Origin of the sequence: Wolbachia endosymbiont of Leptopilina clavipes (assembly GCF_006334525.1) — a bacterium.
Classification (GTDB): Bacteria; Pseudomonadota; Alphaproteobacteria; order Rickettsiales; family Anaplasmataceae; genus Wolbachia.
On the sequence record NZ_QJHA01000011.1, the window covers coordinates 1 to 12,333 of the forward strand.

At 34.1% G+C, this 12,333-nt stretch carries 10 protein-coding genes, 1 tRNA gene and 3 pseudogenes; 11 read left to right on the top strand and 3 right to left on the bottom strand.

Annotated elements, in window-relative coordinates; genetic code table 11:
• A pseudogene (locus OUY_RS01125) lies at nt 1-530 on the bottom strand (helix-turn-helix domain-containing protein); the annotation flags it as partial.
• Nucleotides 531-787: 257 nt separating this feature from the next.
• On the opposite strand from OUY_RS01125, the gene dcd reads away from it, so the two are divergent.
• Nucleotides 788-1,345 (top strand): dCTP deaminase, encoded by a 558-nt coding sequence (dcd, locus tag OUY_RS01130; protein ID WP_006012513.1) that lies wholly within the window; start codon nt 788-790, stop codon nt 1,343-1,345.
• Between the two features lie 155 nt (nt 1,346-1,500).
• Here the strand turns inward: dcd and OUY_RS06245 are convergent.
• A pseudogene (locus tag OUY_RS06245) lies at nt 1,501-1,841 on the bottom strand (transposase); the annotation flags it as partial.
• Between the two features lie 15 nt (nt 1,842-1,856).
• Nucleotides 1,857-3,092, bottom strand: a complete 1,236-nt coding sequence (locus OUY_RS01135; RefSeq protein ID WP_139686473.1) for a metallophosphoesterase family protein — start codon at nt 3,090-3,092, stop codon at nt 1,857-1,859.
• Nucleotides 3,093-3,282: 190 nt separating this feature from the next.
• On the opposite strand from OUY_RS01135, the gene OUY_RS01140 reads away from it, so the two are divergent.
• The 10 genes and pseudogenes from OUY_RS01140 to OUY_RS01180 all read left to right on the top strand — a co-directional run.
• A tRNA-Leu gene (locus tag OUY_RS01140) sits at nt 3,283-3,370 on the top strand.
• Nucleotides 3,371-3,390: 20 nt separating this feature from the next.
• Nucleotides 3,391-4,476 carry a GTP cyclohydrolase II gene (locus OUY_RS01145; protein ID WP_139686474.1) on the top strand — a complete coding sequence of 362 codons (1,086 nt, stop codon included), beginning with the start codon at nt 3,391-3,393 and terminating at the stop codon, nt 4,474-4,476.
• Nucleotides 4,477-4,548: 72 nt separating this feature from the next.
• Entirely contained in the window at nt 4,549-5,229 is a 681-nt protein-coding gene (locus tag OUY_RS01150) for a VirB8 family type IV secretion system protein (protein WP_139686475.1), read from the top strand.
• Complete coding sequence (virB9, locus tag OUY_RS01155; RefSeq protein ID WP_179949515.1) at nt 5,216-6,019, top strand: P-type conjugative transfer protein VirB9; 804 nt, start codon at nt 5,216-5,218, stop codon at nt 6,017-6,019. The genes OUY_RS01150 and virB9 overlap by 14 nt, the downstream gene beginning before the upstream one ends.
• A gap of 16 nt (nt 6,020-6,035) precedes the next feature.
• A complete protein-coding gene (locus OUY_RS01160; RefSeq protein WP_139686477.1) occupies nt 6,036-7,547 on the top strand; it encodes a TraB/TrbI/VirB10 family type IV secretion system protein in 1,512 nt (503 codons plus the stop codon).
• Between the two features lies 1 nt (nt 7,548).
• Nucleotides 7,549-8,541, top strand: a complete 993-nt coding sequence (gene virB11, locus OUY_RS01165; protein ID WP_139686478.1) for a P-type DNA transfer ATPase VirB11 — start codon at nt 7,549-7,551, stop codon at nt 8,539-8,541.
• Between the two features lie 30 nt (nt 8,542-8,571).
• The gene (locus OUY_RS01170) at nt 8,572-10,545 is read left to right on the top strand and encodes a type IV secretory system conjugative DNA transfer family protein (protein ID WP_139686479.1); all 1,974 of its coding nucleotides are present in this window, start codon (nt 8,572-8,574) and stop codon (nt 10,543-10,545) included.
• Nucleotides 10,546-10,645: 100 nt separating this feature from the next.
• The gene (locus tag OUY_RS06735; protein ID WP_342777211.1) at nt 10,646-11,077 is read left to right on the top strand and encodes a P44/Msp2 family outer membrane protein; all 432 of its coding nucleotides are present in this window, start codon (nt 10,646-10,648) and stop codon (nt 11,075-11,077) included.
• Nucleotides 11,070-11,528, top strand: coding sequence for a P44/Msp2 family outer membrane protein (locus tag OUY_RS06740; RefSeq protein ID WP_342777212.1), 459 nt, complete (start codon nt 11,070-11,072; stop codon nt 11,526-11,528). The genes OUY_RS06735 and OUY_RS06740 overlap by 8 nt, the downstream gene beginning before the upstream one ends.
• Nucleotides 11,529-11,606: 78 nt before the next feature.
• Nucleotides 11,607-12,333 (top strand): annotated as a pseudogene (locus tag OUY_RS01180) (helix-turn-helix domain-containing protein); the annotation flags it as partial.

The window sequence follows — 12,333 nt, forward strand, 5'->3', positions numbered from 1 at the left end:
GATATTACCAACATAATAACTGTCTTGGCTACCTAAGTATCCTGGATGCTCTGTTTCAATTTCTCCATGGGCCTCTTTTTCTTCCTTAGCCTTTTCTAGAGCTGTTATCTGTTCTTCTGTTAAAATGATACCATCCTGAGCTACTTTTGCTTCTAATGCCTTTAACCTCTTTTTAAAATTTTCAAGATCGTTTCTTTGCCACACTGATCTTATTCCACTTGCAGAGATGAGAATTCCTCTCTTTTTCAGTTCGTTTGCTGCTCTTTCTTGTCCGTATGCTGGAAACTCTATTGCTATTTCAACTACTGCTTTTTCTATATCCTCCGACACTCTATTTGCATACAATGGCTTGCTTTTGCTTATCTCGTGTAAAGCCTCTTCTCCTCCTGTTTCATACAGTTCTTTGAAGCGGTAAATGTATCCCTTGAATATCCCATTACTTTACACGCCTGTGATACATTTCCTAATTGCTTTGCAAGTTCTAGCAATCCCAACTTTGGTTTTAGTATTTTTTCTTGTGTTGTATTCATATCTGACACTCCTTTAAAACTTGTCTATATTTTTATCTTACTTTGTTTGCTTGTCAGATCAAGTCTAGACTATTACAAGCAAAGCTATTTCTATCGTTTTTGATGCTGCTTGGCAGGCTTGAAATATTGCCAATTTATTTTTGTATAGGTAGTTTATACTGGAAACTTTGCCATTCCAGAGTGTAACGCTAATTCAGGTTTACATTTAAATTCTATTACATATTATTATAAGTATTACAAAACTTTAAAGGACAATTATGGCAGTTATGCCAGATAAATGGATAAGGGAAAAGGCTGAAAACTCTAGAATGATAGAGCCTTTTGTGAATCATAAAAGCAGTAAGGGTGTTGTATCTTTCGGATTATCATCTTATGGCTATGATGCAAGAGTTAGTAATAAGTTTAAGATTTTTACTAATGTTAATTCAGCTATTGTAGACCCCAAGAATTTTTCTGAGAATAGTTTCATAGATAAGGAAACAGATGTATGTATAATCCCACCAAATAGTTTTGTACTTGCCAGCACAGTGGAGTATTTTCGTATACCAAGGAATGTACTGGTAATTTGTGTTGGTAAGTCAACTTATGCAAGGTGTGGTATTATAGTAAACGTCACACCTTTAGAGCCTGGATGGGAAGGTCACGTCACACTTGAATTCTCGAACACCACTCCACTTCCTGCAAAAATTTACGCTAATGAAGGCGCATGCCAATTTGTGTTTTTAAGCGGCGAAAGTGAATGCGAGAAATCATATGATGATATGAAAGGAAAATATATGAACCAACATGGTATCACTTTGCCGTTAGTTAAGTGATTACTTTAGATGCATTTCTTTATTAATTGATATCCTTTCAAGCCGCTAATACTGATTGCATTTGCCTAGTTACAAAAATAATGTCTGTGCTAAAACATGCTCATATATAGCTCTTTTTCTAATAGTTCGAATAGCTGGATATTCTTTCTGGCTCAATTTTTTATAACAAACCAATGGTTTGATTAAAATCAGGAGAATGTGGAGGCAGATATATAACTTCAGCACTGACACTTTTAACAAATTCACTTATTTTCTATGAAAAGTTGCATTATCCAAAATCACCCAGCAAAAAGTTTGAACTAGCTATTAAAAACGTCTGTATCGCAGTAGCCTTCAAAAATCATAGGCGCCATAATTTTTCCCTTATTCAAAGCTGCAATCATACTAATACGCTGACTTTTGTGTTATCAATTCCAGATTAGTCGATATATACAAGAATTTCAGTGTTTTTTGTTGCTATGAGTTTTTTAAGCTCAGCACGTTTTTTCTGCGTCCTTAAATAGTCCTAATTTTAATTTGTTTTAAGTTTAAAGTTTTTCGTTAGGTTTGCAGAATACATTTCCTTATTATCTTGGTTATAGAAAGTAAATTTGTGATCGTCTAAACCTAATATTGCAAAGCCAAAGCCGAAAAAGTTTCTAACTTCGTGTGCTAAGTAATTTCTACTATTTGGATAGTTAAATTCTACGTTTTGATAAACAGGTTCTTGATCTTGAGCGTGTAATAATGCACCGCCGTTTCCAACTATAATCTGATCTGGAACATTATCCATTAATAAAATCTGGGCTATATGAATGTGGCCAGAAACTATGGTAGTAACATTGCTTGGAAATTTATCTCCAAAAGCTTCAATTTGTGTAAAATTACCATGACTTTTTAATGTCAAAAATTCTTTTTTTGGAGATCTCCAAAGTGGTTTATGAGTCAAAAACCACGTGGGCTTATCTTGTATCAATTTATCAAACTGCCTCTCAAAAGCATCAACTGTGCTTTGGGTTGTAAAAATTTCCTCACCGGATGAAGAGTCGAAGATAAAAAACTTCATCGGCCCAGCATCTAAGAACCAACTGGAAATAAGATCTTCACATTTTTGAGGGGAAAAGGGGTATGAATCTAAATATCTGAACCATCCTTCATAACCTCTATTACAACTCTCATGATTTCCACGAACAAAAAGAAAAGGAGATTGTGTTAAAATATCTTTTGCAGGCTCAAACCAATCAGCGTACCAAGCTTCTTTGCTATATCCATAAATATCGCCGCACTTTTTTGTGTTTCTACATTTTGTTTGTCTATAATGATAATCACCAACATGGATAATTAAATCTGGTTTATGAAAAGCGATTGAATCTAAATTTTTTTTCAAAGGCCAGCTATCTACAGAATTACATTCTTGCTGAAATAACATATTTATTCTACATCCTGTATCGCCAATGAAGGCAATTTTGCTGATCTTTTCCGCTAATACGGGAACTTTTATATTGTCAATACTAATGTTTTGAGCATTTGTTTCTACTATCAGTTCACAAACTGTTTCGGTATTGTTAATTGAGCTGCGACTTAGCATTTCTACTTCCTTATTATCGACGTAAGCAATGGGACACATGTTATTGTCTATAATCGCACGTATGCTTAATTTATTTTCTGGAATGATTTGAGACCATGTGTACAATATTTGTGCATGAGTGGGGTAAAAGCTAATTGTAAGAGATAGAATTAAAAAAATGAAGATATTAGCTATTTTCATTTGTATAAAGACCTAAATTAAGAATTAGTAGTAAGATTATCTTAAATGATTAAAGTTTGTAACCATAAAATTCATAGTTAAATTATACAGGCATTTCCTAAATTATCCTAGTATCAGATTGACACTTTAGATGAAAAACCCTAAAATGATTAAGTAATTTAAAGTAATTATATAGAAACTAGAATAAAGTGCGGTCGTGGTGGAATTGGTAGACACGCAGCGTTGAGGTCGCTGTGGCTCACAAAGCCTTGGAAGTTCAAGTCTTCTCGACCGCACCAAGTTGTTTGGTGTAGGTGAAATGTTTATAGGAAATCAAAGTAGAAATAAAGTAGAAAGGGCCATCAGTGAAGTCAGGCGTGGTCTTCCAATTTTAATATATGATGATGAAAATAACTATCTATTGCTTGCTGCTGCTGAAACTTTAGAAAAAAATTTATTTAGTCAATATAAGCTTATATCAGGTAATGTGTATGTTACTTTGACTGCAAGTAAGGTAAAATACATATGTCAGAGTAAAGAACATAGTAGCAAACGTCTGTTGATAAGCAATTTTGATGAACTGCTCCATTTAATAAACTGTTCAAAGGAAGATTGGATAAAAGAGTTGCAATGCTCAAAGACAATAGATGCGTATGCTGTTGCCTTGCTTAAGTTCTCAGAATTATTGCCATACGCGTTAGTGGCTGATATGACTTTTGAGAATAAACATGAAATGCGAAATTGGTGTGAAGAAAATGACATTATTGCACTAAATACGTTACTTGTGAATGATTTTCAACAAAATCATAGTGTGTATGAAGTGTGCAAAACATCATTATTTTTAAAACAGACTCAAGAAGTAGATATCATATCTTATAGAACCAAAAGTGGCGGAAGAGAACATTATGCAATTATCATTGGCAATCCAGATAAAGATAATGAGCCATTAGTGAGAATTCATTCTTCATGCTATACAGGAGACTTATTAGACAGCTTATCATGTGATTGCAGAAGCCAGTTACATCAAGCGATTCAAATAATGACCGACTTTGGGAATGGCATTATATTATACTTGATGCAAGATGGGAGAGGCATTGGTTTAACTAATAAGTTAAGAGCATACAGTATGCAAAGAAAATATAATCTTGATACTGTTGATGCAAATATAGTATTGGGTTTTGAAGATGATGAAAGGAGCTTTGCTGTTGCAGCTAAAATACTTAAGAAATTGAACATTAACAAAATACAATTACTTACAAACAATGGTAGAAAGTTATCAGAGTTGAAAAATAACGGTATAGAAGTTACAAAGTGTGTACCACTTATTATGGAACGCAATGAATATAATGATTCATATATGGAAACAAAATTTGGCAAGTTAGACCATGGATTAAGGGTTTATTAGCTTTTTTGTTATAACTACTTTGTTAGCTTGCTATGTTAATTAATATAAGTTAAGATTTTTAAGAATATTGAGATGCTGAAATTTTTAAAACAAGAAAAAAGTAATGAGTCATTGAATAAGGATATAAATTGGAATTCAAGTCGCTATAGCACAGTTGTTGCTCAGAGAAATACTTTACTTTTATTTACATTAATATTACTAGTTGCAATTTCTATAAGCATATTAGCTATATTTAAAATTAGCACAAGTAGCACTATTGAGCCATTCGTTATAGAAATTGATAAAAAGTCAGGAATAGTGCAATTGGTTGATCCTGTTACAGTAAAACAATATTCTGCAAATGAAACGCTGAACGATTATTTTATTTCAGAGTATATAAAAGCAAGGGAGGTTTTTGACCCATATAATTATAATTATAATTATTATACAAAAGTAAGGTTGTTTTCTTCGCCTAGTGTATATAGTGAATTTAGCAATTATATAAAATCGCAGAATATGAATGACCTTTTTAATTTATATTCAGATGCTAAAGGTGAGTTGAAAATTCGTTCAATTCAAAAATTAGGTAATGATGCTCTTCAAGTGAGATTTTCTATAGAATTTACACGAAAAGATGGAAATTCCTCAAGGAAAAATAAGATAGTTGTGATGTCGTATAAATATGCATCGCTTGAAATGAATGATCAGCAAAGATATATTAACCCGTTAGGGTTTCAAGTTATTTCATATAGAGTAGATGATGAATATGTGTAGGATATTGTTAGTTTTAGCTTTACTAATAAGTGGCAACTTAAATGCATCTATTAATAATAAACCTATTTCTGTAGATAGTAGAATAAAGACTTTTGTATATAGCCCTAATGAGGTGTTTACAGTAATTTTTAGTCAAGGTTACTATTCTTATATTGAGTTTGCAGAAGGGGAAAAAGTCAAAAATATTGCTGTTGGTGATGCATCAAGTTGGAAAATTAATCCTTATGATAATAAACTGCTTGTCATGCCATTTGAAGTCAGTAGTCGCACTAACATGATTATTACGACAACTAAAAAGAGAAATTACATTTTTGATCTAATTTCAAGACCAAATTACGATAAATACCCAGATGCTGATGCTGATGCTGATGCTAAAAAAGTGGATCATGATTATTCCGTTGAAAAGGATATATCTTACGTAATACGTTTTTATTATCCTCAAGAAGAAGATGAATTTGATGTTGATTTAGATGAGGTTTCTTTACCTACTCAAATGCAATACATTACAGAAAAGCCAGAAAAAATAATACAAGAAAATAATACGAGGTACAACTATACATATATTGATGAAGGTGGTAACGTAGATATAGTTCCAATTGAGTTATTCGATGATGGTTATTTAACCTATTTAAAGTTTAGAAATAGTAATAAAATTCCTCAGATTTTTATAGAAGGCGAATCCTGTAAAAGGCTGTTATTTGATGATTATGTTGTAATAAAAGGAGTACATAAAAAGCTATTAATGCGTTATGAAGGTAGTGAAGTTGAAGTTATAAATAGGTCACTTTAGTTCTGGTACATATAATATGAGTAAAGAAAGGCATAATAGTGTAGAAGATGAATCAGAGATAGAAAGCAAGGTAGTAACAGTTGGCTCTAATCAAGGTTATAAGGCATTGATGATAGTTATGGTAGCGCTCTTAGTTGGTGGAGTGTACTATCTTTATTTTAGTCCTTCTAATAAAGAGGGTCCAGAGATTGTTAAAAAAGAGGAAACAAAGCAAAACATTCAAGAATTGAAAGGAAAGTTAGAACAAGTTCCAGATAATGCAATAGTTTCCGAAAGAGTAGTAACTGATCTCTTGCCACCCTTACCTCCTCTTCCTATTCCACAAGTCATACCAGAAGTAAAACAAATCAAAAAAGAGGAAGTGACAAAAAAAGAAGAGCAACTAAAAGAAATTCCCTTGTCAAATATACCTGTTTTACCAAAGCAAAATTTTCCTTCTGGTAATGTTATTAGCAATTTGCCTACTTCATTTCCTACAATAGGGGGTGGCGGTTATCCTAGAGACAGACGTAGTGCACAAATGTTAGCAATTTCAGGTAGTAGTAGGGAAGGTAAAGCTACAGATGCTGTTTTATCCAATACCTCAGCACAATCGAGCAAAGCTACCAAAGCTGGAAAGCTTGGTTTAATGATTATTCAAGGTAAGGTTATTGACGCTATTCTTGAAACTGCAATAAGTTCTGACTTACAAGGAATGCTCCGTGCTGTTGTTAGTAGAGACGTTTATGCAGAAACTGGTGATACAATTTTAATACCAAAAGGTTCAAGGTTAATAGGTGGTTATTCATTCGACTCAAATGTTGCAAAAGCCCGCGTGAACATAAATTGGAATAGAATCATTCTTCCTCATGGTATAGATGTTGCTATTGCATTATCTGGTACCGATGAGCTTGGAAGGGCAGGGATAGCTGGAATAGTTGATAATAAAATAGCAAGTGCATTATTCTCTTCAGTGGCACTTGCTGGTGTTTCGATTGGTTCAGCTGTTGTAGGACAAAAAGCCTCTAATCTTATCGATGCGCTAACTGCCATGGATGCAGTGAAGTCTATTACTGCAACTGAAATAGATATTTCTTCTCTCAAAGGGGCTATTGTTGAGAGATTGGAGAATTCTATAAAAACTGAAGTTGGGAAGGTAGGAGACGAAAAATGGAAATTGGGTATTAGGGCTATTGAAAAAATTCGAAATGCTAAAAGTGATCAGGATTTGCTGAGAATAATAAAGGAAGAAATAGTAAGTGTGATAAAAAGTTCTGGAGCTAGTGGAGTTGATACAATTACTAGTGACAATATCGGTATAACTTTAGACGATGTACGTCAACTGTTGAGGCAAACTCAGAAAAGAAGCAAATCTGTTTATGATGAAGCAATTGGGAAGTCAATCAATGATTTTTCCAAAGACATGCGAGATATAGTTGATAGGAGTGTAGATAAAAAACCAACTATTTATGTTAATCAAGGAACTGCATTGAAAGTATTTGTTAACCAAGATATAGTATTTCCTCCACAGTCAATATTAAATAACTGAAATGAACTATGCTGCACTTGATACATACTTGGAGCCATTACAAGGGATATTTCAAGAGGAAGGTGTAAATGAAATATCAATAAATAAACCGAAGGAAGTATGGATTGAAAATCGCGGTGAAATAAGATGTGAAAAGTTAGAAATATTTGATCTTAATCATTTAAAATCTCTTAGCAGGTTGATTGCTCAAGCTACAGAACAAAAACTGAGCGAAGAGACACCGCTGCTTTCAGCTACATTACCAAATGGTTATCGTATACAGATAGTGTTTCCTCCAGCATGTGAGCCTGATAAAGTAGTCATTTCAATTCGTAAACCTTCTTCTATGCAATTGGCATTGGATGATTATGAAAAAATGGGGGCTTTTTCTGAAACTGTTATAGGAGTGACCGATAATCCAGTAGATCGTCACCTAGATTTGCTACTGAAACAAAAAAAAATAAAAGAGTTTTTAGAATATGCTGTAATAAGTAAGAAAAATATCATAATTAGTGGTGGAACTTCCACTGGTAAAACCACTTTTACTAATGCTACTTTGTGTGCTATTCCATCTGAAGAAAGAATTATTACTGTTGAAGATGCGAGGGAGATAGTTTTGAATGATCATCCCAATAAAGTCCATTTAATTGTTTCTAAAGGAGGGCAAGGCAGGGCAAAAGTGACCACTCAAGATTTGATAGAGGCATGTTTACGTTTAAGACCAGATAGGATAATAGTTGGTGAATTACGTGGAGCAGAAGCTTTTAGTTTTCTTAGAGCAATAAACACTGGCCACCCAGGGTCAATATCAACTCTTCATGCGGATAGTCCGGCAATGGCTCTTGAGCAAATAAAACTTATGGTTATGCAAGCAAATCTTGGCATTCCCCCAGATCAGATCATACCATACATTAGAAATGTAATTGATATTGTTATTCAGCTAAAAAGAACCAGTGGAGGCAAAAGAAGCATTTCTGAGATATTATTTACTAGATCTTCAAGTGAAAATACTTAAATTTATACGTAAGTTAAGAAAAAGTAGTTTATGAGTAATGGAAATCACCTACGTAATATTCTCATAGGAGGTGTAGTATCTTTTAGCATACTTGAATTTTGCTTCTATTTGTCTGGTATATTATTCTACCTGTTTGTTGACGGTCCAGATGGTGTAGATTTTAGAGCAATTAATCCTAGCTTGACACCTTTTCCTCAAGCTCTCTGGCCGACAATTTTTGATCATATACAATATTGTTGGTATCATCCAGAGCTATATAGCTTTGAGCTCAAAATTAAATTAGTTGTATCTTCTCTACTGCCTCAAATTTTTTTGATGATTATTTTGTGGAATGTGAGAGAAAGACTAATTGAGTGGCGGCCATTTAAAAAGAAAGAATCACTTCATGGAGATTCACAGTGGGCATCAGAGAAAGACATACGAAAAGCGGGATTAAGAAGCAAAAAAGGTCTATTGCTTGGTAAAGATAAGAGAGGATATTTTATTGCTGATGGGTTTCAGCATGCATTGCTCTTTGCACCTACAGGCTCTGGTAAAGGTGTTGGTTTTGTAATTCCTAATTTGTTATTTTGGAATGATTCGGTAATTGTGCATGATATAAAATTAGAAAACTATGAAATAACAAGTGGTTGGCGAGAGCGACAAGGACAAAAAGTATATGTATGGAACCCAGCGCAGCCAGATGGGGTAAGCCATTGTTATAATCCACTGGAATGGATTAGTGAAAAACCTGGACAGATGGTTGACGATGTGCAAAAAATAGCTAACCTAATCATGCCTGAACAAGATTTTTGGCAAAACGAAGCAAGAAGCTTATTTGTTGGGGTGGTACTATATTTACTTGCTGCACCAGAGAAAGTTAAATCTTTTGGTGAGGTTGTGCGTACGATGCGTAGCGATGACGTAGTTTACAATCTTGCTGTAGTTTTGGACACAATGGGTAAAATAATACATCCGGTAGCGTATATGAACATTGCAGCTTTTTTGCAAAAGGCTGACAAAGAAAGATCAGGTGTTGTGTCAACTATGAACTCGTCGCTTGAATTGTGGGCAAACCCATTGATCGATACTGCAACTGCATCAAGTGATTTTAATATTTTGGATTTTAAAAAGAAGAAAACTACAGTTTATGTTGGTTTAACTCCTGATAACTTAATTAGGCTCAGGCCTTTAATGCAGGTTTTTTACCAACAGGCAACTGAGTTTTTATGTAGAAAATTGCCATCGGATGACGAGCCTTACGGCGTATTATTTTTAATGGATGAGTTTCCAACACTTGGAAAAATGGAGCAATTTCAAACGGGCATCGCATACTTTCGTGGCTATCGAGTAAGGTTATTTTTAATTGTTCAAGATACTGAACAGCTTAAAGGAATATATGAAGAAGCAGGAATGAACTCCTTTTTATCAAACTCAACCTATAGAATAACTTTTGCAGCCAATAATATTGAAACGGCTAATTTGATATCTCAGCTTATAGGAAACAAAACTGTACAACAAGAATCATTAAATAAACCTAAATTTTTAGACTTGAATCCTGCATCAAGATCATTGCATATCTCTGAAACACAGAGAGCATTGCTCTTACCTCAAGAAATTATTATGCTGCCACGTGATGATCAGATAATTTTGATAGAATCGACTTATCCAATTAAGTCAAAGAAAATTTTGTACTATAGTGATAGCACATTCACAAGAAGGCTGATTAAACCAACACGTGTGCCTACACAAGAGCCATATGATCCAAACAAGGTCTTTTCTGCTGCTAACAAAGATAAGATTAGTAATGAAGAAGAGAGTAATGCTATTGAAGCTGCTGATTATCCTGTTGAAGCTAAAACTGAAGATGCAATATACGATGAGCCAGAGATTGAAGATGGATTTGAAGACGAGGATATTGATGATAAGTTTGAAGGTGGTGATGGGTTTGATGATGAAGACAGTAAGGATGAATTTGAAGATGAGGACAAACTAGACGGCAATAAAATCGAGGATAGAGGTTAATTTTACCTATTTTTTAGCTTAGAAAATAATTAGTTTTTTCATATTAAATCATTTTTAATTAATTAGTACTAGATTAGCTATTTTAACTAGAGGAATAGTCATGATGAGTAAAAAAACATTAGCAGTGACAGCACTTGCTTTATTGTTGTCACAACAATCTTTTGCAAGTGAAACGGAAGGATTTTACTTTGGTGGTGGATATTACGGTCAATATTTGAACTTGGGTAAGTTGAAAGCAAAAATTGGAGGCAAAGATGCTACAGATGATAACCGTGTATCTATAAATGACATAGACGCTCAGAGAACAGAAGGTCAGTTAATAAGTAAGTATAAAGGAGATTATAACCCACCTTTTGCTGCAAATGTAACGTTTGGTTACACAGGAGAACTAGGCAATAATAGCTATAGAGCTGAATTGGAAGGGATGTACTCTTCTGTAAAAGTAGATAATATTGGTTTATCAAGCAATCAAGTAACTGTTTCGTATCTAAAAGACTTGGTGAGAGTACTAATAAAAAACTTATATGTATAAAACTGTAATTAATCATGACCAAGTAGAAAACGCATCTGTAATGGCAAATGTTTATCATTATTGGAAAAGTGATAGTTTTTCTTTTTCTCCTTACGTTGGTATTGGAGTTGGTGGAACAAGAATGACGATGTTTGAAAAATCGTCAATAAGACCTGCCGGTCAATTGAAAGCTGGCTTTGATTATCGTATAAACGAAGATGTAAATATGCACATCGGATATAGAGGTTTTGGTGTTCTTGGTAGTAATGTTGATTTTGAAGCAGGGGTGTTAGGAGAAATGAAAGCAAAGCAACAGGTAAACCAAGATGGAAAAAAGATATTAGAATTGAATAAAAATCAAAAACCGTCGGACCAGAAGTTATACAAAGAAAGTATCAGTATAGGCAATCAAGTGTTTCACACACACGGTATAGAAGCTGGTCTTACTTTTCATTTTGCCAGCAAAGCTTAACTGTAATAGTCTAGACTTGATCTGACAAGCAAACAAAGTAAGATAAAAATATAGACAAGTTTTAAAGGAGTGTCAGATATGAATACAACACAAGAAAAAATACTAAAACCAAAGTTGGGATTGCTAGAACTTGCAAAGCAATTAGGAAATGTATCACAGGCGTGTAAAGTAATGGGATATTCAAGGGATACATTTACCGCTTCAAAGAACTGTATGAAACAGGAGGAGAAGAGGCTTTACACGAGATAAGCAAAAGCAAGCCATTGTATGCAAATAGAGTGTCGGAGGATATAGAAAAAGCAGTAGTTGAAATAGCAATAGAGTTTCCAGCATACGGACAAGAAAGAGCAGCAAACGAACTGAAAAAGAGAGGAATTCTCATCTCTGCAAGTGGAATAAGATCAGTGTGGCAAAGAAACGATCTTGAAAATTTTAAAAAGAGGTTAAAGGCATTAGAAGCAAAAGTAGCTCAGGATGGTATCATTTTAACAGAAGAACAGATAACAGCTCTAGAAAAGGCTAAGGAAGAAAAAGAGGCCCATGGAGAAATTGAAACAGAGCATCCAGGATACTTAGGTAGCCAAGACAGTTATTATGTTGGTAATATCAAAGGTATTGGACGAATTTACCAGCAAACCTTTGTTGATACCTATTCCAGAGTTGCTTTTGCTAAGCTTTACACAGAAAGGACTGCTATCACAGCTGCAGATCTTCTTAATGATAGGGTAGTACCGTTCTTTGATGAACAGAAAGTATCATTGCTACGTGTTTTGACGGATCGTGGTACAGAGTATTGTGGCAGACC

Bases quoted from the DNA above. Each gene is read 5' to 3' on its own strand.
- OUY_RS01160 (WP_139686477.1), top strand. From the start codon at position 6,036: ATGAGTAAAGAAAGGCATAATAGTGTAGAAGATGAATCAGAGATAGAA.
- OUY_RS06735 (WP_342777211.1), top strand. From the start codon at position 10,646: ATGATGAGTAAAAAAACATTAGCAGTGACAGCACTTGCTTTATTGTTG.
- OUY_RS01145 (WP_139686474.1), top strand. From the start codon at position 3,391: ATGTTTATAGGAAATCAAAGTAGAAATAAAGTAGAAAGGGCCATCAGT.
- virB11 (WP_139686478.1), top strand. From the start codon at position 7,549: ATGAACTATGCTGCACTTGATACATACTTGGAGCCATTACAAGGGATA.
- OUY_RS01150 (WP_139686475.1), top strand. From the start codon at position 4,549: ATGCTGAAATTTTTAAAACAAGAAAAAAGTAATGAGTCATTGAATAAG.
- dcd (WP_006012513.1), top strand. From the start codon at position 788: ATGGCAGTTATGCCAGATAAATGGATAAGGGAAAAGGCTGAAAACTCT.
- virB9 (WP_179949515.1), top strand. From the start codon at position 5,216: ATGAATATGTGTAGGATATTGTTAGTTTTAGCTTTACTAATAAGTGGC.
- OUY_RS01135 (WP_139686473.1), bottom strand. From the start codon at position 3,092: ATGAAAATAGCTAATATCTTCATTTTTTTAATTCTATCTCTTACAATT.
- OUY_RS01170 (WP_139686479.1), top strand. From the start codon at position 8,572: ATGAGTAATGGAAATCACCTACGTAATATTCTCATAGGAGGTGTAGTA.
- OUY_RS06740 (WP_342777212.1), top strand. From the start codon at position 11,070: ATGTATAAAACTGTAATTAATCATGACCAAGTAGAAAACGCATCTGTA.